The organism is Candidatus Goldiibacteriota bacterium, from assembly GCA_016937715.1.
In the GTDB taxonomy this organism is placed as follows: domain Bacteria; phylum Oederibacteriota; class PGYV01; order PGYV01; family PGYV01; genus PGYV01.
Map to the genome: position 1 here is coordinate 24031 of JAFGWA010000067.1, position 19644 is coordinate 43674.

Genomic DNA, 19644 nt, shown 5'->3' on the forward strand with positions numbered 1-19644 from the left:
TGATTATGGTTTATCTTCCTGCAGCTGTCATATCCCCTATCACAATTGTGGGGCTTCCATAATTAAAATAAAATACGCTGTCCTCACATACATCTTTCACGTTCATTAACACGTCTTTTATATTGCCGGTTACAAGCATTTCCTTTACCGCCTGTTTTATCTCCCCTTTTTCCAGCAGCCACCCGTTTAAACCAAGCGAAAAATTACCGGACACAGGGTCGGCGGTATGAAGCCCCATTAAAGAGTTTATTATAAGGCCGCTGCCTTTCATAATTATATCTTTCCTGGAATCCCCCGGCACAATGTAGAAGTTGGACACCCCGCATTCCGGAAGCGTCTTAAAACTGCCGCGTATGCCGTTGCCGCCGGGTTCTTTTTTGAAATAATCCGCTGATGCTATGTCATATAAAAATTCCATAAGCCTGCCGTGTTTAATAAGCATCTTATTTTTTCCGGGAGTACCTTCGCCGTCCGTACCAAAACTTCCCGCGCGGAAAGCCAGAAGCGCGTCGTCATTTATATTAAGGATGGACGACGCAACAGTATCGCCTTCTTTATTGGATCCAAAAAGCGATTTGCCCTTGCGGATATTGGAAGCGTAAAATAACGGCGCAAGTATCTGCAAAAAATCCACAGCCGCCTGAGGCGGAAGTATAAGGTCGTATCTGCCTGTCTTTAAAGCGCCGCCCCCTAACAGCATATCCGCTTTTTGCGCGGCTTCGCGCCCAAGCGCTTCAGCATTAATATCCTTAAACACGCAAGAACCTGTCATAACCTCTGACGCTTCCTGCGCGGTGCCGTCTGAAGAAATGGCGGAAGTAAAGCAGTAAAAATAAGTCTTGTCAGATGAAGAAACAGCGCCCTGCGTGTTCATGTAATGAGAGCTGCTTTTTACATCAGTAAGATTTGTATCCCTTACAAATTTAACTTTTTTTCCGTATTTTTTTACCGCCGCTTCAGTTTCAAGCGCTTTGTCCTGCCTTATCTTTGAAGTAATATTGTTATAATCCGGGTCAATGGTATCCGGCGGGGTGCATTTACAGAAAGACGGCATTGTATATGTTTCGTAACCCTCTATAAGCGCCGTGTCAGCGGCTTTTTTAACCGCTTTTTTTGCCTCTGTATTATCTTTGGCTGTAAAATATGAAAAACCCATTTTTCCGTTTTTAAAAACCCTTACAGCGCACCCAAAAGAATCTGACTGCCTTATCTGGTCAATTTCCCCGTCATTTACCATCGTTTCATTTTTAAGGTTTTCTTCGCAATACGCGTCGCCTTTTAACCCAAGCGCGTTTATTTCCGCAAGTACGGTTTTTAAGATTTCCACGTGCTTCTCCTTATCGCCTGCACCAGCACCGTTGCCGCCGCAATGGCCGCGGTTTCGGCCCTTAAAATAGTATCGCCTATGCTGACCGGTATGAACTCTTTTTTTATCAGAATTTCCGCCTCTGATTCGTCAAATCCGCCTTCAGGCCCTATTATAAAATATACCTTTTCTTCAAACCCTTCAAGTTTTACGGCTTCATCTATCAAAAAATTCTTTTCTTCTTTTTCATAAATAAAAAACTTAAGCGAATGCTGTGCGGTTTCTAGCGCGGATACGTTTTCAACAACCGGCAGTAATTTTGGCTTGTTCATCCTGCCGCACTGTTTTACGGCTGTATAAATAATCTTTTCCCACCTGTCGTTCTTTTTTTCTTCATTCTTAATTTTTATAATAGTACGGTTTGTTATTACAGGTATTATTTCATCCACTCCAAGTTCGGTTAATTTTTCCAGCATAAGTTCCATCTTGTCTTTTTTAATAAGCGAAATTATGGCGCATATCTGCGCTGTGCTTTTCTTTCTGTCCCGTATTTTATTTAATACTTTAATCCTTATTATCCCGTCGTGCCTGTCTATTTCTTTTATCTCCGCTTCATATTCACCGTGTTCATAATTGAACACATTAACTTTTTCGCCCGGTTCCATCCGCAGCACGGTCACAGCATGATTGTAATCATTTCCTGTTATTTCCGCGTTTTCATCCGATATCTTATTAACAAAAAATCTGTGGCGTGCCATAAAACTCCTTATAGAATTGTATTCTTTCTTCTGTTACGGTTCAAATACCTTTATACTTGACACGTTTTCAACATAAACAAAAGTGTTATTTACGTCTATTAAAGACGGTTTTATAACTTTACCGTTTCCTTCTCCGTAATCCGCCCAGGTCTTTAATTTATTTCCGTTTGAACAGCTGTATTCTATTATCCCCGCTTCACAGGGCACGTATAAAATTCCGTCTTTAACGTCTATGCCTTTTATATCCGCTCCGGGTTCTATTTTTCTCAAAAAACCGCCGTTTAAATTCAGAAATGATATCCTGTCAAGCTCTGAATCCGCTACCACAATTTGATTATCATAAAAACACATATCTGAAATTTCCATAAACTGCCCGTCAGCCGTCCCCGCGGAACCAATAATAATATTTGTGGAATTCAGTTTATTTAAAACTATACCATCATATTTTTCAATGAAACTGTCATAGGCTATATAAATAAAGCTGTCATCTACAATTACTTTATGGGCGTTAGCGGTAAGATTAACCGCAAAATCAGATAAAATACCCGATGTTGATATTACCGTTAAAGTATTTCCGTACGGCACGTCCCACGCGTCAAGAACATAAATATATGAATTACTAAGAGATACACTTTTGGGAGCTTTAAATACATCCGGTTCTGTTTCCCATTTTTCATCGCCGTTTTTATCAAAACAATAAAGAAGAGCGGTGGTTTCATCAACAATAAAAATATCATTTCCATAAGCGTCAAAATCCGTTACTTCAGATAAATTGCCTATGCTTCCGGTGTAGTGCATCCCGATATAATTGGAAGCTTCAGGGTCGGTGGGATTAACACGTTTCATGTCTTTACATGAGATTAGAAACAAAACAACAATAATTATCACTGTAATTTTTTTCATATTTACCACCTTATTTCCGCGGACGCCATAACCGCGCCGCTTTCATTTATATACACAACACCTCTGGCTTCGGGGCTGTTATAGCTTAACCCCGCGTCCACAATACCGGCGGCGTAAAGCCCGCCCGCTATCAGTCCGAATATCAGCGCGCTTGTAGCCGCTTCTTCCGCTTTTTTGTACGCGGCATCCTGATTTTCATTTGTCTTTAAATACTTGTCATATTTTGTATGCTGGTCTGCCACATTGTAAATTGTAAGGGCGGTGCTAAGGGCAAAAGACGCTCCCACTATTACCCCTTTTAAATGCTGCCCGTTGTGCATCTGCCCGAACCCCGGCAGCACGGCTGAACGCCACATAGAATCTATGGGCTCCCTTACCTGCGTGGCTTTCTGCTTTTTTTCCATAAAAGAATTGTAATATTCCATAAAATCTTTGGCATCTTTATCTTCGGGGTCAAGTTCCAGCACTTTTCTGAAAAGCGGAAGCGCGTATTTATGCTGTTTCATCTGGTAGTAGCAGAATCCCGTATTTTTCCACCCTTCTTTAAACGTGGGGTCTATTTTAACCGACGCGTAAAAAAACCTTGCCGCGTTTTTATAATCCTTTGCCTTAAACAGCGCTTCGCCCTTTTTAAAATACAGCATTGCCTTGTCGCGCACAGGGTTTTTCATTTTTTCGGATTCAGTTTGCACCTGCTGAAGAAATACAGACATGGCTTCATCTTCGCTCTGCGCCTTTTCTGTTTCTTCATAAAAAGCATATACCGCAGATGAAACGATTAAACAAAATATTATTGTAAAAAAAATACTCTTTTTCATCTTATTTTTACTCCCCGAATTTCTTTATAGTTGAGCCGTCCTGGATATATATTAACCCGTCAGCGGCGTTATAGGCAATACTTTTTCCATTTAAAATCCTGCCCGGCCCTTCGCCAAAATCCCCCCACTTAAGCAGAACACCAAGCGTGCCGTCTGTTTTGTAAACCGCGCTTTCTGACAATATTTGCAGCGCGCCTTCCTGAATACATGCATCTATAATATTGGCGGTAAAATCAATTACCTGCGGATTGCTTAAATTCTGGTCATATTTAATTACCTGCTTTTTATTAAGTTTGTTTACCACGTATACGGAAGTGTTGAACTTAAAAATCTCCCCCGGAGTAAAGTAACCCTGCGCGGTCACGCTTACAGGTACAGTTAACTGCGCGCCGCCAGAGTCAGAAATACGGTATATTTCATTGTCATATTCGTTGGAAATGTATAAATTGCCGTTCATCCATTCTATGTATAAACTGTCAATTCCCGAAGAAGCGGTGAAGGCAAGCGGGGTTATCGTATTAAACATATCATTCTGAATTTTCTGCACGTTTTCGGACCTGTCAACGCCATAAATATTGCCGCTGTCATCCGCGCATATATCAGATATTCCTGTAAACAAACCAAGCGGCGTACCTGATGCTGTTTTCATCACACAGCCCCCATAAACTTCTTTAGTGCCGGCATAAGCTATATAACTCCCGTCAGACACAATTGATTCTATCTGAAAATCAGCGGGGTAAAGTTCTTCGCCTTTATATGTGATACCCATGTAATCTGCCGAAGACGGGTCGTAAGGATTTGTACGGGACAATTCGCTGCATCCAAAAAAAACCGCTGTTGAAAACAATATGAAAACAAGTATGAATTTTTGCATATTAATACCTGTAATTTATGACATTAAAGGCAAGCATATCGCCTTTTATTTCTATCATAGAATTCATTTTATTCATGTCCACTCCGATTTTATCATACTCCGCGCCTGTCATGAATCCGTCCACTATGGATATAAGCCAGACAGTGCCCAGCATGGCAAGCGGGATAATCACGCGGCTGTTGGCGTCCTGCGCGGCTTTATATTTTACATCAAAATCAGTGTTGGCGTTATAATAGGCGTCCACAGCCTGCTGCTGGTCTATTGTGTATTTAACCACAGCAGCGGTACTGGCAAGAAAAGAAAGGGAGTATATGTACCCTTTTACAAGCTCGTCGTTATAAAACTGCCCAAGGCCCGGAAACACCGCGGAACGCCACATAATATCGCCTTTTAATTTTTTCTGTTTTTTACCTGTCGCGGCTGTTTTGGAAGGCTCGTTTATTTTTGGATTTATCATGTCCAGATATTTTTCAGCCGTCTTTTCGCCGGGTTTTATCATAAGCACATATTTAAAAATAAGCTTGGCATTGCGGTACTTTTTCATGTTGTAGTAACACATTCCAAGCCCAAGCCATGCCTGCCACATTTTTTTGTCTTTTTTAACGGCAGCATTATAATATTGAAGGGCCTTATTAAGGTCATTCTGCTTGTGGTAAGTTATGGCATATTTGTAATATTTGACAGCCAGGCTGTCAGCGGCAAAAACATTTGTGATAAAAACAGTAAGTATTGCGGTTATTACGAGCCTTTTCAAACTTTTGCCACCCCGTGATATTTTGTCGGTTATCTTAAATTTACCAAAAAATCTGGCAAAATGAAAGGTAAATTTGGTTTTTTCAATGCAGTTTTCCAATGCGGTACAATAATCTCCACTGACAAACAAACTAAACTGTTTTTTACAGGCCAAACGCAATAAATTTGACAGGCTTATTATGTAGTGTTAAAATTTATAGATGACAAAAAAAACTGATAATAATAAAAAAAAAGCGGCTATAATAGTTCAGCACCTTGCAAAAGGCGGCGCCGAAGCATCTGCCGCCAGGCTGTCCATTGGGCTTTCTAATCTTGGATACGATGTGACACTTATTATTTTTCACAGCCTTATTGAATATGAATATAAGGGAAATATTATTTCATTGAATATCGACTTTTTAGAAAAAAACCTGCTTCAGAGAATTTTTTTATTTTTTAAAAAAATCAGAACAGTAAGCCGGATAAAAAAACAGAATTCATTTTATACCTGCATAAGTTTTATGGAAAATGCGAATTTTATAAATATACTGTCAAAACAAAAAGAAAAACTGATAGTTTCAACCAGAAACGACATTGAACTTATGTTAAAGTCTCTGCCTTTTTATAAAAAGTTTTTTATGAAAACTCTTTATAAAAAAGTTTTTGCTTATGTTTTAATCTCTAAAAAAATGAAGCAAGACGCAGTTAAACTGCTGAAAATAAAACCTGATAAAACAAAATTATTATACAATCCTATTAACAACCAAAAAATTAAAGATCTGGCCGGCCGGGACGCCGGCAAATATTCCTGCATATTTAAACACCCGGTCCTTGTCAATTCAGGCCGCCTTTCCGGTCAAAAAGGGCAATGGCATCTGATAAGAATTATGAAAATTCTTCTGAAGGATTTTAAAGAACTGAAGCTTATACTGCTTGGATACGGGGACGGAGATTTAAAAGAATACCTTGTAAACCTTTCAAGAACTTTAGGTTTAAAAACTTATGCAGAATGGGAAAACGCTTCCATAAATGACGATTACGACGTTTATTTCACCGGTTTTTTGAAGAACCCTTACAGCCTTATTGCACGCTCTAAAATTTTTCTTTTTCCTTCCATTTCAGAAGGGCTTGGAAACGCTTTGATTGAAGCAATGATATGCGCAGTTCCCGTCATTTCATCCGACTGTAAAACAGGGCCAAGGGATATTTTAGCGCCTGACACTGATTGTAACAAAACAGCTGAAACCCCGGAACATGCTCCTTTTGGTATTCTAATGCCTCCTTTTAACGATAGTTTAAAAACATCGGATGAAATTACCGATACCACGGAAACAATGTGGATAAATACCATAAAAGAACTTTTAAATAACAATGAAAAAAGAGAAATGTACGCACTGTCCGCGGAAAAACGCGGTTACGACTTTGACGTACATAAAATTATACAGGGCTGGACGGATATTATAGAATCTGAGTAATTGCGATAGGATATGGTTTTCTTTTCAGGACTTATATTTTTCACTTAATTTTTCTAAAACAAAGAATCTGTGATAAGGCATTTCAAACACCCTGTATGTTTTAACAACATTAAATTTCTTATTAATGCACTGCAAAATTCTATTTAAAGAATAGCCTCTTTTTCCTATTTCCCACAAATGCTGTCCGTCAAAAACATGTACCGGATCTTTAAATCTTGGCAGTTCCAGTATTTTTTTTATTTCTGCAATTTTTGGTATTTTAATATAAAATTGAATATGCCTTGTTATATCCGGAAGCGAGATAATCACATGTCTGCGCGAAACCCGGCTTAATTCTGAAAGCGCTTTTTCAAATTCTTCAAACTGCAGGTGTTCTAAAACCTGAAAGCAGGCTGCAATATCAAAACTTGAATCTTTAAACGGCATTGAAGTTACGGACCCTACAACATCGGGTTTTACTTCTTTATTGATATCAAGCGTGGTTACATTAATACCCCTATACTTAAGGTAATTAGATACAAATCCGTATATAACGCCGGCCTCAAGGACTGTATCGGGTTTTAAAGACATAATTTCATCTATCTGGTGCCAATAGCTGCAAAATCTGTTTTTAGATACATAATTGGCAAATGAATATTTATCTTCTTTCAATTTATTATCTCCCCAATTGATATTTTAAAACTTTAATATTTATACAGTAATATTGTTTTTTATGCCATTAATACTTTTATAACGCGTAATTATTTCCAAAATACTTTTTTTACTTTTTTAACAAAAATTCATAAAGCTGCTTATGGGAAAAAGCAATATCCGCCCACTGCGGCAGTTTTGGTTTGATATTGCCTTTCTTTACTTTTCTTTTCATTCCATCAATAAAGCCATTTATATCTCCAAGCGCCGCGTAAAAAGTGTTCTCTTCTTCAAAATAACCTTTTTTTGAAGCGTGAAAGGCAACGCAGTAAACGCCCTGATTTGCGGCGGCCAGGTAAGTTCCATGCCTGTCTGTAACGCCTTCCTTAAACGGAAAAAGGCACATCCCCGAAGATGCCAGGTATTTTGCCGTATTAACAGCCGAAAGATACCCTGTAAAATTTATTTTTATTCCATTTTTTATAACACTATTAACAAATGAATTCTGATATAAATCATTTTTGTCATACCCGCCAAGATGAATCCATTCATATTTATTAAAATCTACGTTTTCAGCCAGTATTTCGTAGCCTTTTACAGGCGTTATAAAGCCAAACGTTAAGAAAATTCTTTTTTTATTTTTCACCGCGAATTTTTTTCTTATTGCCGTAATAACACGAATGTCTGCCTTTTGCCTTGGAATATTGGAAGCAACAGGTATATACCTGACTGTTTTTCCGGCTAAAACTGCTTTTACATACCATGGGCTTGTTGTCATATTTTCTTTTTCAACAAAAATGAGCGCATCCGAAAAAAACATATTAAGCAGAAGCCTTGCTCTTCCAAAAAAAGTAAGGCCCATTAAGGGTTCGTGAAATGTCTGCACAATCTTTATCCCCGGTTTTATTAATTTTAAAACAGCCGGCAGAACATTTGTAAGCATATTTTTTTTATATTCAACGGTAGGATACTGAAAGTGAACAATACCGGCGCCGCTGCGTAAAATTTCAGATAAAGCTTTTTTTACATTCAATATTCCCCATTTTTCAATACAGGGATTAACTGCAGGATTTCTGCCGGAATGTTTTATACCGCGATAAGAAGAAGTAAGAATTTCCGCTTTTATCCCCTGTTTTGCAAGATTAGCAGAGACAAAACCAACATAATCCCCCACTCCGCACCTTACCGGAGGATAGCTTCCTGAAACAAACATAACTTTCATTCTGCGGCTCTCATTTTTTAAGATTATTCACGTAATAATCTATGGTTTCTTTAAGCCCTTCTTCAAGGCTGTACGACGTTTCAAAACCAATTTTATCCTTTGCCTTTTGATTCAGGGAGCTTCTTCTCTCATAACCTTCCGGCCTTGAAGTATCATAAACAGTCTTTACATTAAGCCCTGATATTTTAATTATTGTTTCAGCCACTTCTCTTATTGTGTATTCCCTGTCATTGCCAAGGTTAACAGGGTCAGCCATAGGATATTTTGCCGCGGCAAGCATCATGCCTTTAACAGCGTCTTTTACATATAAAAGAGCCCTTGTCTGATTGCCGCTTCCCCATACCTGTATTTTGCCGTCAGACGCGCCGTATACTTTGTTAATCAGCGCGGCAACAACATGCGAGTGCTTTGGGTCAAATTTATCTCGGGGGCCATACGCGTTATACGGCCTTACCACAGCCACATTTATTCCCTTATATTTTTTAAGGTATTTTGCGGAAAGTTCAAGCGCGCGTTTTGCCCAGCCATAGCCTTCATTTGTTTCTTCCGGGTCAGAACGGAAACCTTCGGTTTCCGGCGTTGGTATTATAGCATCGTGCGGGTAAACACAGGCAGAGCTGACAAAAAGCGCCTCTTTTATGTTGTTTTCTATGATTGATTTTGTCACCGCTGACAGCATAAGCAGGTTATCAGCATAAACTTCAGCCATATATTTCATATTGTATTCAATTCCCCCCACCCTGGCCGCTAAGTGCATTACCATATCCTGCCCTTTAAAATTTTCAATTACCTGCTTATAATCAAAAAGATCTGTCTTTAAAAATCTTATTTTATCTTTAAACACGCTTGAAGATATGTGCCCTTCGTTTATATCGGCTGATGTAACTAGTGCCCCGGCTTCACACAGCGCTTCACAAAGGTGAGAACCGATAAATCCCCCGCCGCCGGTTACTGTTACTTTCTTGTCCTTCCAGAATGAAGACATATCTACCCCCGCTATTTTAAAGCAGCGTCAAATGCCGCTTCTATTATTTTAATGTCCTCTTTTTCTATATACTGGTGGCAGCCGATATAAAAACCGTTGCTTCCGATAAATTCTGCCTCAGGTAATTTTCCATCATATCCGCCTTTAAGATATTCATACGCGGGCTGCTGTGTAGGAATACACCCGAACAACGGCCGGCTTTCCACATTATTCTTTGCAAGTTTTATACGCAGGTCGCGCCTGCTGATTTTTGCTGATTTTTTTATAACTAAAGGATAAGCCAGATAACTTACATTTTCCATATATTCCGGCAGCCTGAATACATCTTCATATTTTTTCAGAACAGTATTTATCGCTTTAATATTATCCCTGCGCTTTTCCATTATTTCATCAAACCGCTTTAACTGCAATAAACCAAGCGCGGCGGTAAATTCCATTGTCTTAAAGTTATACCCAATCAGGTTATGCGTGAACCTTGGGTCCATATCGCGTTCATCTTTTGGTTCGTGCGGGCATATGCCGTCATTTCTGGTGCATACAAGGCAGTCGCAGACCCTTCCATTTGCCTTTATCTGCCTTACCAGGCGCGCAAGGGCTGTATCATTGGTTGTCACCGCGCCCATTTCACCAACCTGAATATTATGGGCTATATAGAAAGAGTAATCCGCGAGGATAGAGAAGTTACCGACGTTTACGCCGTTAATTTTTGTGCCGTGTGCCTGCGCGGCGTCTTCAAAAACAAGCAGGCCGTATTTTGCAGCTATTTCATTTATTTTAATCATGTCACACGGATATCCCATAAGGTGCACCGGAAGTATAAGCGAACACTTATCCGCGCCTTCGCGTTTTATTGTTTCTTCTATCTGGTCAGGCCCAATGTTCAGAGTACCCGGTTCAATATCCGCAAATACCGGCTTTAACCCCGCAAGCACAATAGCGCTTACCGTGGATATGTATGTGACAGGGGTTGTAATAACACTGCTGCCTTTTTTTATTTTACCCGAATAAATCAGGGCAAGCAACCCGGCTATAAGCGCTGACGTGCCTGACGATACCGCTATGCTGTGGCGTACGCCTATTTTTTCGGCGAATTCCCGTTCAAACTGCTTTACATTTTTTCCTTCGGAAATATGCCCTGAATCCAAAACCGCGTTTATAGCGGCTTTTTCTTCCGGCCCTATTTTCATGTCTCCCACGTGTATCATTATATGGCTCCTGTTATTTATTTACACCAGCTTCCTTTAAATCGGCATCCACCATAATTTTCACAAGTTCCTTAAAATTTGTTTTTGGAACCCATCCAAGCTTTTCTTTAGCTTTTGTGGCATCGCCTATCAAAAGGTCAACTTCAGCCGGACGGAAATAACGCGGGTCTATTTCAACATATTTATTCCAGTCAAGCCCGGCATATGAAAATGCTTCCTGCAGAAATTCTTTAACTGAATGGGTTTCTCCGGTTGCTATTACATAGTCTTCCGGTTTATCCTGCTGCAGCATAAGCCACATAGCTTCAACGTAATCTTTCGCGTAACCCCAGTCCCTTTTAGCGTCCAGATTTCCCAAAAACAGTTTGTCCTGTTTTTTAGCGGCTATATTTGCCACTGCTTTTGTTATTTTTTTTGTTACAAATGTGCCTCCTCTTCTGGGGCTTTCGTGGTTGAACAGGATGCCATTGCACGCAAACATATTATAACTTTCCCTGTAATTTACCGTCATCCAGTATGCGTACAATTTTGCGGCGCCATAAGGGCTGCGCGGATAAAAAGGCGTGGTCTCTTTCTGCGGTACTTCCTGAACAAGGCCGTACAATTCACTTGATGACGCCTGATAAAATTTAGTGTTTATCTGCGTTTCTCTGACAGCTTCAAGCAGCCTTGTAGTGCCTATTCCCGTTACATCCCCCGTATAAACCGGTATATCAAAACTTACCCTTACATGGCTCTGAGCGCCAAGATTGTATATTTCATCAGGTTTTATTTTTTCCAGCAGACGCGACAGATTTGTTCCGTCCGCAAGATCCCCATAATACGTAAACAGTTTATTGTTCATTATTTCTTCATTGCCCATCAGGTGGTCTATTCTTTCCGTATTAAATGCACTTGAACGCCTCATAATTCCGTGAACTTCATAACCTTTGGAAATAAGAAATTCCGTCAGGTAAGACCCATCCTGCCCCGTAATACCCGTAATAAAAGCTTTTTTAGCCATGTTTTACCTCTTAAAATATTTTATTTGGTATTTTATCACAATTTAAGATTGTATGACTATTTATTAATATAAAATTAACTTTATTTTTTTGATTATACTAAACTTAATCGACCTTAATATCTGCCTTATTTTCATCAAATATCCCGCGTTTATTCCCATTTTTTTTAATCCTGCCGCGTAATTATTTATGCTGTAAAATGACAATTCAGTTTTACAGGCAAAAGACCAGCAGGATTCTATTAAAGGGTCCATTTGCACTGCAGTATATTCTTGTTTTAAAAGGGCCGAATTTTTCAAAGCAAATAATATTTCAAACGACTTATCAATAAAGCGCCTTCCTCCTGTCCCTTCTTTATTCACCAGCCGGATGAATATTTCTTCAGTTTCATGATTTGTCTTTCCTAACAGCTTTCTAAGCTGCCTGATTCTGATATCATCCGCAACTTTTATCTGTTTTTTTTGCCCTTTATTACTTGCATTCTGCGGGTGAACCCTGTATTTAAGCAGCACTTCAGGGATATTGGCCCCTTTAATAAATCTTATGGCTCTTTCCCACAATTCATAATCTTCAGAAGGAAAACATTCAGGCTTGTACCGCAAATTGTGCCTGTCAAACATCTTTTTTCTTAACATTATACCGGGTTGTGGAAATGGATTTTCTGTTAACATTTTGAATTTAATATCCTGATGCAGGGAAGGATATTTGTTTATATAATGTTTCCCCGAACCGAAAGTTTTTATCCAACATCCACAAATTCCAACATCCATATTTTCATCCAAGAACTTAACCTGCTTCTCAAATCTTTGAGGCATCGATATATCATCCGCGTCCATCCTTGCAATATACATCCCTTTTGCAGCATTAAAACACTTATTAACAGATACCCCCACACCTTTATTTTTTTTATTATTAATTTTAATAATCCTTTTATCCTTAAAAGAAGCTATTATTGAACCCGTTTTATCAACAGACCCGTCATTAACAATAAAAAATTCAAAATCTGAAAAAGACTGTGCAAGAATGCTTTCTATTGCCTCTTTAATGTACTTTTCCGCATTAAAAGCCGATAGGATGACTGTTACTTTTGGCATTTTTTTTGCTCCAATTTAGCAATACTTTTTACATAAAATATTTAATCAATATTTTTAAGAACCAAAATGGTTTTTTTAACAGCGCCTTAAAAAGGCTGTCTTTAACATTTGTATCTCCGCGAAGCCATTTTGTGCCTCCATAAAAGGGATTAGATTTATCCCTAAGCATTGCAATCAGTTTACCGGGGCAGTCTTTCATTCTCCATTCCTGAGGAAACATATAGTTTCTATTAATAATCAAAGGATTTTTATCAAGCAGATATTTATTAATATACGATTCATCATTCCATTTTGCAAATATCTTTTTTTCTACGTCTTCATCAACCCATTTCCTTACAGTTTTTATCATCTGCAGATAGTCTGCAGCAGTACCGCCGTTTAAACCGCCCTGGTAATACGCTTTGCCCTTGCCGTATGGTATATATGCATTGCTTTCGGGGTTCCTGTCATAAGTGTATTCATCCTGATTTTTCATATAGAAAATTGACGCTGCAATCCCGCCATTTTCAGTCCCGGGAAATATTTCTTCCTTTACAGGCCTTATAAATACTATGTTCGAATTAAAGAAAAAGATATAGTCAAAATTTTTTAGTTTATCTTCAATAGATTCAAACATTTTAAAACGCATTAAGGTATCAAATGGCCATCCCATTTTTTCCTGTTTTATAACCGTAATATCAGAATTTTTCATTGAATTAATTTTTAAACTGTCAGTAAAAATAAAAAAGTGTTTTTCGTGCCCCAAAAACAGTTTTTTATGCGCGCTTTCATAAAAACCTTTAAAAAAAACATCATATCTGCCAAGCGTTATGTAAAGTATAGCTATTTTCATAGCCTGATCCATGTTTCTGGTATAAGGTCATAAGTGTCAATTGACTTATCAGTAAACCAGTTTTTGGGAGCTGTCACTATTTTTCCAGGATTTCTATTCAGCCACGCTCCCCACCAGGAAAATGATGAATTTGCAATTATATTATGTTTGCACGCGCTCATTAACCGCATATCATCGTATCCTGTTCTTCCCGTATTACAATCGACAACCTTAAATTCAAATTCACCTTTAAAATTTTCACGAACCCAGTTTGATTCATCTGAAAAAATATAAAAATATGGTTTTTTAACCTTTTCTTTAATTAATTCTACCGCATCAATATAATACTGTTTTAAATCAACCCCGTGATAAGCTTTTGTTACGGGGTCAGAAACATAATCGCCCCTTCTTATATGAAAACTTACGGAATTAACATCTGATATCTCTTTATAAACCGAGGCATTAATATCATTCATTTCATGTTTTAAAGTAAAATCAGCATAAATTTGTTCCTTATACAAAACAAAGTATTTTTCACTTTGCCAATAGCCTTCAAGATACTTATTCCCTGTAAGTTCAAGTATTTTTGGATCAAACCTAAAATTTTTTTCAATAATTAAATCATTGGTTTTTCTTTTTGTTTTACCCAGTATTTTTCTTGCGGCACGTTCAACAATACTGCATTTTTGAAATTTTATAAGATCACATTCTTTTTTATCCGCGAAACTCTCTGTAATGTTAAACGAATTCAGCCCATAATTATGCAGCTTATAGTTTTTATATTCTGCTATATCAATTTTTAATTCGCAGGAATTTTTAACCGAAAGAAACCTGCCAAGCGCATACTGAAACATCTGATTCCCCAGGCCGCCAAAAATTTTTACTATTATCATTTTGCAGCAGCTCTTTTTAAGTTTTTAGCGAATAACTCCACAATTCTTTCTTTTTCCCCTTTTGTGAATATAATATTGTAATACAGTATCAGCCCCAAAATACAGAATAACACACATAATAAGATTAAAGAAACCCACTGATTTGGCACATATAAATACCTTAATCCTGCAAGCCCGGCTGTAAAAACAATATATGAAATTATATTCCTTAACATAAGGGGATAAAAAGTATTCCATTTAAAATTCAGGCAGTTAGCCGCGTAAACGGGCTGAAAAGTTAAATTCAAAAGCAGCGAAAAGGCGCTGCTTACGCTTACAATCATAATCATGCGTGTGTTTTCATCTTTAAAAACATAAAGCAGGGATATTACCGTTATAAAAGAAATAATACTTTGAATAAAAGCCACAATAGAAGCAGTTTTAATTTTGTTAACTGCCGTAAAAATATTATAGAAAACTCCAAACGGACCGCTTATAACAAGATTAATTATGGCTATTACGGTTAATATTTGCAGCAACACCGCGTCCTGCCCAGGTACCCATAAACGATAAAAATCGCCGGAATATATGGTTATTATAGCAACCGGTATTCCCGTAATCATCCCAAGCATTTTAATGGAAAAAAACACCTGTTTTTTAATGTCTTCATAGTCTTTTTTCGCGTAACTTATAGTCAGCTGAGGCGCAAATACGCCGGTAAACATTCCGGTTATATTTATAAGCATAACCGGCAGTGTTTTAGATACCGAAATAACACCCATAGCCGCGGGTGAAATAAATAAATTTGCAATCAGCAAATCTATCCCCTGGGCCAATATTCCGGAAAGCCTGCTTAAAAGGTTCCACGCCCCTGCTGATGCAATTTCTATTACTGCCTTAAATTCAAATTTCCAATTTATACTTATTTCCGGAATCATGCGTTTGGTAAAATATATGCTGCTTAATGATACCCATAAGGTCATAATAAAAGTGCCGATTCCAAGATAAAAGACCTGCGGCTTTAAAAAATAAAAAAGTAAAAATAAAATAATACCCCTTATAACACTGCCTGCAGTATCCCTTACTGAAGCAATATCAAGCCTGTTAGACGCAAATAAGCCAACACCAAAAGTATTGGTAAGCACACTTACAATAAAACCTGCAAAAGTAAAAGAAAACAGATATTTAACGTCAGAAATTATTGCTTCCGGGACCCTTACTATCCTTTCAAGATAAATAACGCAGATAAACAAAACAATAAAGAGTATGAAACCCATAAGAAAATTTGTTATTAAAACAGAATTAAAATACCTGTTTGCTCCTTCCACATCGCCTTCGTGCAGTTTAACCGTTATAAATCTGCCGGCCATTGAATGAATTGCAACCGTTGCAAGCTGAGCATAACCCACAAAACTTGCCGCAAGCGCAGCGAAACCAAATGCTTCCACGCCAAGATGCATGATGATATATGGATAGATTATAAAATTTATACCGGGTCCGACCACAAATGAGAAAGCGCTGAAAACCAAATTCAAAAAAAGCTGCTTTTTATTTTTCATTAAAAACGCTTCCATGTTTTGGGGACAAGATCGGATGTATTTATAAAAGGATTATTAAACCATCTCTTTGGCGCAAAAACCAATTTATGCGGATTTAAGTTCAGCCATGCTCCCCACCAGGAAAAAGTTGAATTTGCCACTATATTATGGCTGCATGTGCTGATAAGCCTTAAGTCTTCATATCCCTGACTGCTGTCATTTATTTCTACAGGCGTATACTGAACTATTCCCTTGAAATTCTTTTTAACCCATTCCTGGTCATCAGAAAATACAAAAAACACGGGATTTTTTAAGTTCTTATTGATTGAATTTACAGTTTTTTTATAATAAGGCATCAGATTTACCCCATGAAACAGCCTGTTCTTCCAGTTGTCAAAGTAATCGCCGCGCCTTATATGTAAACTGACAGATTCACAGGATCTTATTTTGTTCATCATTTCAATATTTTTATCTTTTGCCGGCTCTTTCAAAGTAAAATCAGTACGCAGCCTGTCTTCAACTCCATGAAAGAATTTTTCGCTCTGAAAAAAGCCTTCTATATAAGTATCATCCTTTATCATTTCAAATGCATTATCATAATTGAATTTTTTCAGCCTGTAATAGGATAATTTCCTGTTTTCCATAAGTTCCTGCGTGCCGGCGTTCAATGCGGTGTTTCCTTTAAATACTTCAGCTTTGATATTAAACACAGAAAGGGAATATGAATGTGTTTTATCACTAAGGCTGCCGGTATTGTCAATAAAAAGCTGTGTTGAATTTTTTACAGACAATGCCAAACCGGCAGCGTACTGAAACATTTGATTCCCCAGGCCGCCAATCATCTTTGTTACTATCATTATTTCCCCTTCATATCATTAATTTTTCCTGCAAGTTCCGCAAAAAAAGTGTAAATAACCAGGCTGTTCCACAAACCAAATATAACAGAAAAGTTTTTCATTAAACTGAAATTTTTTATCAGCTTTTTAATCTGCGCTGTTTCATTTATAATTTGTTTAAATCTGACTTTTTCCTGTGCATTCATTCTTTTAACACCTTCAAAAGCAAGCAATAAAGCCGTCTTTGCCCCTTTTAAAACATAATCCCGCGCTTTTTTTTCTCTTCTTTCAGAAATTTCGAAAAGTTCCGATGAAACTTTAACCATATCTTTATAATTTGCAAACATTTTATTATCCGTTATGGAACCCTGCCTGTTTTTTCTGTAACAGTAAAAAGGTTCTTTTAAGGCCGCGAAAGAACAAGCAGCTGATAAAGTTTTTGGCACCCATTCTAAATCTTCATGAAGTATTCCATTAATAAAAAACAGGTTATTATCAATTATAAATTTTCTATTAATTACAAACCTAAAAGCCGGCCAATAAATTCCTTTATCTGCAAGGTATGACATAATACCGTCTGATGTCTTTCCGTCAATACTTTCTTCAGTTACAGGCTGTATTATTTTTGCTTCCTTGATGTCATTATTAACATATTGTACATTTCCAATTATTATATCTTTCGGGCTTTTTTCAATAACTGTTTTTAATCTGATTAAGCATTCTTCCTGCAGCCAGTCATCACCGTCCAAAAATATAATATAATTTTTCGAAGCCTCTTTTATACCGGCGTTGCGGGCATCAGACAACCCGCCGTTTATTTTATGAATTACTTTTACCCTTTTATCTTTTCGCGCATACTCATCGCAGATGGCAGGGCAATTATCAGGGGAGCCGTCATCAACAAGTATAATTTCAATATCCTGATATGTCTGGTTAACTATGCTGTCCACACATTTCGGAAGATACTGCTCTACTTTATATACAGGCACTATTACACTTATCATTTATACTCCATATTTATTTAATAAAACGCGACAGCTGTTTAAGCGCGTTTCGAGGTTTTTCCCTTTAATCTTGATTTTACCTTAATTACTTTTACAGGTTCTTTTTCTTTCTTTTTAAGTACATTTACAAATATCTGGATTTTATCAACGCTTTCAGCGCTTATTAAATGCTGTATTTTGGAGGCTTCTTCCTTTGCCCTGTTTTCCCCTGTTTTTACCGTGTTCTGAAAAAAATCCAGCAATATTTCATATTTACGGTTTATGGCTTCCGCCGCCTGCCTGCCGCGCGGAGTCAGTGTGATAAAACCGTAACGCTCGTGCTGAATAAGTTCCGCCCTTTTAAGATAGTTGACGGCAGATACCACGCTTGCTTTTCTTACTTCCATTTTTCTGCCTATATCAGAAACCCTGGCGACCTTTTTTTCATTTTCAAGAAGGTATATTATCTTTAAATAATCCGCCATGGCGGCAGACAGCTTATTTTCCATTAAAACCATCCTTTATTTGTTATATAAACCTAACAAGATTATATATGATTAATTATTTTTGTCAACGCCTGCAATTATTTTCTGTAAGCGTATACAGAAATGTCCTGAAAAACTCCTTTTTTAAAAGCCGGAAGAACCGGCGCGCTTATCTGATACTTAAAACCCGCGCGGGCGATATTAGAAAAAATTTCCGATGGTATTTCTTTGTTTACATCAATATTATAGTGTATTTCGCGGCCATTTCCATCATTTCCTTTATCCTATCCTGACGTATAAGTTCATATGTATCCGAATCAGGCTCAAATTCCGTTATTTTTGCGTTTTTATACTGGTAAAATAATTCTCCCCAGTGAGATAAAACATATATTACTCTCTTAAAAACAAGATTATAAAATAAAATTTACATAACAACTTTCACTTTCTTATTTAAATGGAACATTTTTCAACAGAAACAAGACAATCATGTTCTGCTCCATATGATTAACATTTTATAAATTGGAAATGATTAATTTACTATTTTGTTAAACACTATATAACAAACATTGAATATATATACTTTTTAATACAGTATCAAAAATAATTAATTACCTCACTACCGCTATCTTTTTTGTAAATATCATATCATCAATATATAATTTTAATATATATATACCATTTGATACTTTTTGCCCTCTTTCATTTGCCAAATACCAGTCTATACTATTTATACCTGGTTTAAGCATATCAGCATATATTTCTTTACTCCAAATACTTTCACCATTAATTGTATAGATTTGAAGATTTATTTGCCTGACTTTATTTAAGGAAAACCGGATAACCGTCATATTTCTGCAAGGATTTGGATAATTATAGAAGTTTTTTTCTGAGATATCTTCATAATATATTGTAGTTGTCCCCGCTTTCAGCGCAGCATAACTTCCCTGTCCTTCAGGAATATTTTCCGGGGTTATGGTAATTGTGACAGTTGCAGTTATTGTAAATGCTAATGTTGCTATAGGCGTATTTGTCACAGTCGGTGTTGCCGTATTTTCTTCCCCGGCCGCACAATCCAAATCATACTTTTTTATCCTGTGATTAAACTGATCCGCTATA

20 protein-coding genes are annotated in these 19644 nt (G+C 37.4%); 1 reads left to right on the forward strand and 19 read right to left on the reverse strand.

The genetic code is table 11. From position 1 onward, the window contains the following. Positions 1–10 precede the first annotated feature (10 nt). The 6 genes from JXR81_07460 to JXR81_07485 are packed head-to-tail and all read right to left on the reverse strand — an operon-like array spanning position 11 to position 5413. A complete protein-coding gene (locus JXR81_07460; protein MBN2754688.1) occupies positions 11–1327 on the reverse strand; it encodes a TldD/PmbA family protein in 1317 nt (438 codons plus the stop codon). Further along, on the reverse strand, positions 1315–2064 hold the full coding sequence (locus tag JXR81_07465) for a 16S rRNA (uracil(1498)-N(3))-methyltransferase (protein ID MBN2754689.1): 750 nt from the start codon (positions 2062–2064) through the stop codon (positions 1315–1317). Before JXR81_07465 ends, JXR81_07460 begins: the two co-directional genes overlap by 13 nt. Before the next feature lie 33 nt (positions 2065–2097). Then, positions 2098–2967, reverse strand: a complete 870-nt coding sequence (locus JXR81_07470) for a hypothetical protein (GenBank protein MBN2754690.1) — start codon at positions 2965–2967, stop codon at positions 2098–2100. A gap of 2 nt (positions 2968–2969) precedes the next feature. After that, entirely contained in the window at positions 2970–3785 is an 816-nt protein-coding gene (locus JXR81_07475) for a tetratricopeptide repeat protein (GenBank protein MBN2754691.1), read from the reverse strand. 7 nt (positions 3786–3792) lie between these two features. Then, complete coding sequence (locus JXR81_07480; GenBank protein ID MBN2754692.1) at positions 3793–4659, reverse strand: hypothetical protein; 867 nt, start codon at positions 4657–4659, stop codon at positions 3793–3795. 1 nt (position 4660) lies between these two features. Then, the gene (locus JXR81_07485; GenBank protein MBN2754693.1) at positions 4661–5413 is read right to left on the reverse strand and encodes a tetratricopeptide repeat protein; all 753 of its coding nucleotides are present in this window, start codon (positions 5411–5413) and stop codon (positions 4661–4663) included. Positions 5414–5612: 199 nt separating this feature from the next. Between JXR81_07485 and JXR81_07490 the strand changes: the two genes are divergently transcribed. Next, on the forward strand, positions 5613–6866 hold the full coding sequence (locus tag JXR81_07490) for a glycosyltransferase (GenBank protein MBN2754694.1): 1254 nt from the start codon (positions 5613–5615) through the stop codon (positions 6864–6866). A 24-nt stretch (positions 6867–6890) separates the two neighbouring features. On the opposite strand, the gene JXR81_07495 is transcribed toward JXR81_07490, so the two are convergent. The 13 genes from JXR81_07495 to JXR81_07555 form a co-directional block, all read right to left on the reverse strand. Beyond that, positions 6891–7436 carry a class I SAM-dependent methyltransferase gene (locus JXR81_07495; GenBank protein MBN2754695.1) on the reverse strand — a complete coding sequence of 182 codons (546 nt, stop codon included), beginning with the start codon at positions 7434–7436 and terminating at the stop codon, positions 6891–6893. Between the two features lie 190 nt (positions 7437–7626). Continuing rightward, complete coding sequence (locus tag JXR81_07500) at positions 7627–8718, reverse strand: hypothetical protein (GenBank protein ID MBN2754696.1); 1092 nt, start codon at positions 8716–8718, stop codon at positions 7627–7629. Between the two features lie 10 nt (positions 8719–8728). Continuing rightward, positions 8729–9703, reverse strand: a complete 975-nt coding sequence (locus tag JXR81_07505) for an NAD-dependent epimerase/dehydratase family protein (GenBank protein MBN2754697.1) — start codon at positions 9701–9703, stop codon at positions 8729–8731. 11 nt (positions 9704–9714) lie between these two features. Next, a complete protein-coding gene (locus JXR81_07510; protein ID MBN2754698.1) occupies positions 9715–10908 on the reverse strand; it encodes a DegT/DnrJ/EryC1/StrS family aminotransferase in 1194 nt (397 codons plus the stop codon). A 13-nt stretch (positions 10909–10921) separates the two neighbouring features. Beyond that, positions 10922–11911 carry a GDP-mannose 4,6-dehydratase gene (gene gmd, locus JXR81_07515; GenBank protein ID MBN2754699.1) on the reverse strand — a complete coding sequence of 330 codons (990 nt, stop codon included), beginning with the start codon at positions 11909–11911 and terminating at the stop codon, positions 10922–10924. 63 nt (positions 11912–11974) lie between these two features. After that, positions 11975–13003: a glycosyltransferase gene (locus tag JXR81_07520; GenBank protein ID MBN2754700.1), complete on the reverse strand. Its 1029-nt coding sequence runs from the start codon at positions 13001–13003 to the stop codon at positions 11975–11977. 28 nt (positions 13004–13031) lie between these two features. Beyond that, positions 13032–13835: a glycosyl transferase family 6 gene (locus tag JXR81_07525; protein ID MBN2754701.1), complete on the reverse strand. Its 804-nt coding sequence runs from the start codon at positions 13833–13835 to the stop codon at positions 13032–13034. Beyond that, a complete protein-coding gene (locus tag JXR81_07530; GenBank protein ID MBN2754702.1) occupies positions 13832–14707 on the reverse strand; it encodes an alpha-1,2-fucosyltransferase in 876 nt (291 codons plus the stop codon). Before JXR81_07530 ends, JXR81_07525 begins: the two co-directional genes overlap by 4 nt. Then, positions 14704–16245 (reverse strand): oligosaccharide flippase family protein, encoded by a 1542-nt coding sequence (locus JXR81_07535; protein ID MBN2754703.1) that lies wholly within the window; start codon positions 16243–16245, stop codon positions 14704–14706. The genes JXR81_07530 and JXR81_07535 overlap by 4 nt, the downstream gene beginning before the upstream one ends. Then, entirely contained in the window at positions 16245–17081 is an 837-nt protein-coding gene (locus JXR81_07540; protein ID MBN2754704.1) for an alpha-1,2-fucosyltransferase, read from the reverse strand. Before JXR81_07540 ends, JXR81_07535 begins: the two co-directional genes overlap by 1 nt. Further along, the gene (locus JXR81_07545; GenBank protein ID MBN2754705.1) at positions 17081–18064 is read right to left on the reverse strand and encodes a glycosyltransferase family 2 protein; all 984 of its coding nucleotides are present in this window, start codon (positions 18062–18064) and stop codon (positions 17081–17083) included. The genes JXR81_07540 and JXR81_07545 overlap by 1 nt, the downstream gene beginning before the upstream one ends. Before the next feature lie 38 nt (positions 18065–18102). After that, a complete protein-coding gene (locus tag JXR81_07550; protein ID MBN2754706.1) occupies positions 18103–18552 on the reverse strand; it encodes a metal-dependent transcriptional regulator in 450 nt (149 codons plus the stop codon). A gap of 584 nt (positions 18553–19136) precedes the next feature. Then, positions 19137–19644 (reverse strand): T9SS type A sorting domain-containing protein (locus JXR81_07555; GenBank protein ID MBN2754707.1); only part of this gene is annotated, 508 nt, incomplete at its 5' end.

What these genes read in the sequence shown, in the direction of transcription:
- JXR81_07465 (MBN2754689.1), bottom strand. Translation starts at nt 2,064, where the DNA reads ATGGCACGCCACAGATTTTTTGTTAATAAGATATCGGATGAAAACGCG.
- JXR81_07470 (MBN2754690.1), bottom strand. Translation starts at nt 2,967, where the DNA reads ATGAAAAAAATTACAGTGATAATTATTGTTGTTTTGTTTCTAATCTCA.
- JXR81_07475 (MBN2754691.1), bottom strand. Translation starts at nt 3,785, where the DNA reads ATGAAAAAGAGTATTTTTTTTACAATAATATTTTGTTTAATCGTTTCA.
- JXR81_07480 (MBN2754692.1), bottom strand. Translation starts at nt 4,659, where the DNA reads ATGCAAAAATTCATACTTGTTTTCATATTGTTTTCAACAGCGGTTTTT.
- JXR81_07490 (MBN2754694.1), top strand. Translation starts at nt 5,613, where the DNA reads ATGACAAAAAAAACTGATAATAATAAAAAAAAAGCGGCTATAATAGTT.
- JXR81_07495 (MBN2754695.1), bottom strand. Translation starts at nt 7,436, where the DNA reads ATGTCTTTAAAACCCGATACAGTCCTTGAGGCCGGCGTTATATACGGA.
- JXR81_07500 (MBN2754696.1), bottom strand. Translation starts at nt 8,718, where the DNA reads ATGAAAGTTATGTTTGTTTCAGGAAGCTATCCTCCGGTAAGGTGCGGA.
- JXR81_07505 (MBN2754697.1), bottom strand. Translation starts at nt 9,703, where the DNA reads ATGTCTTCATTCTGGAAGGACAAGAAAGTAACAGTAACCGGCGGCGGG.
- JXR81_07510 (MBN2754698.1), bottom strand. Translation starts at nt 10,908, where the DNA reads ATGATACACGTGGGAGACATGAAAATAGGGCCGGAAGAAAAAGCCGCT.
- gmd (MBN2754699.1), bottom strand. Translation starts at nt 11,911, where the DNA reads ATGGCTAAAAAAGCTTTTATTACGGGTATTACGGGGCAGGATGGGTCT.
- JXR81_07520 (MBN2754700.1), bottom strand. Translation starts at nt 13,003, where the DNA reads ATGCCAAAAGTAACAGTCATCCTATCGGCTTTTAATGCGGAAAAGTAC.
- JXR81_07525 (MBN2754701.1), bottom strand. Translation starts at nt 13,835, where the DNA reads ATGAAAATAGCTATACTTTACATAACGCTTGGCAGATATGATGTTTTT.
- JXR81_07530 (MBN2754702.1), bottom strand. Translation starts at nt 14,707, where the DNA reads ATGATAATAGTAAAAATTTTTGGCGGCCTGGGGAATCAGATGTTTCAG.
- JXR81_07535 (MBN2754703.1), bottom strand. Translation starts at nt 16,245, where the DNA reads ATGAAAAATAAAAAGCAGCTTTTTTTGAATTTGGTTTTCAGCGCTTTC.
- JXR81_07540 (MBN2754704.1), bottom strand. Translation starts at nt 17,081, where the DNA reads ATGATAGTAACAAAGATGATTGGCGGCCTGGGGAATCAAATGTTTCAG.
- JXR81_07545 (MBN2754705.1), bottom strand. Translation starts at nt 18,064, where the DNA reads ATGATAAGTGTAATAGTGCCTGTATATAAAGTAGAGCAGTATCTTCCG.
- JXR81_07550 (MBN2754706.1), bottom strand. Translation starts at nt 18,552, where the DNA reads ATGGAAAATAAGCTGTCTGCCGCCATGGCGGATTATTTAAAGATAATA.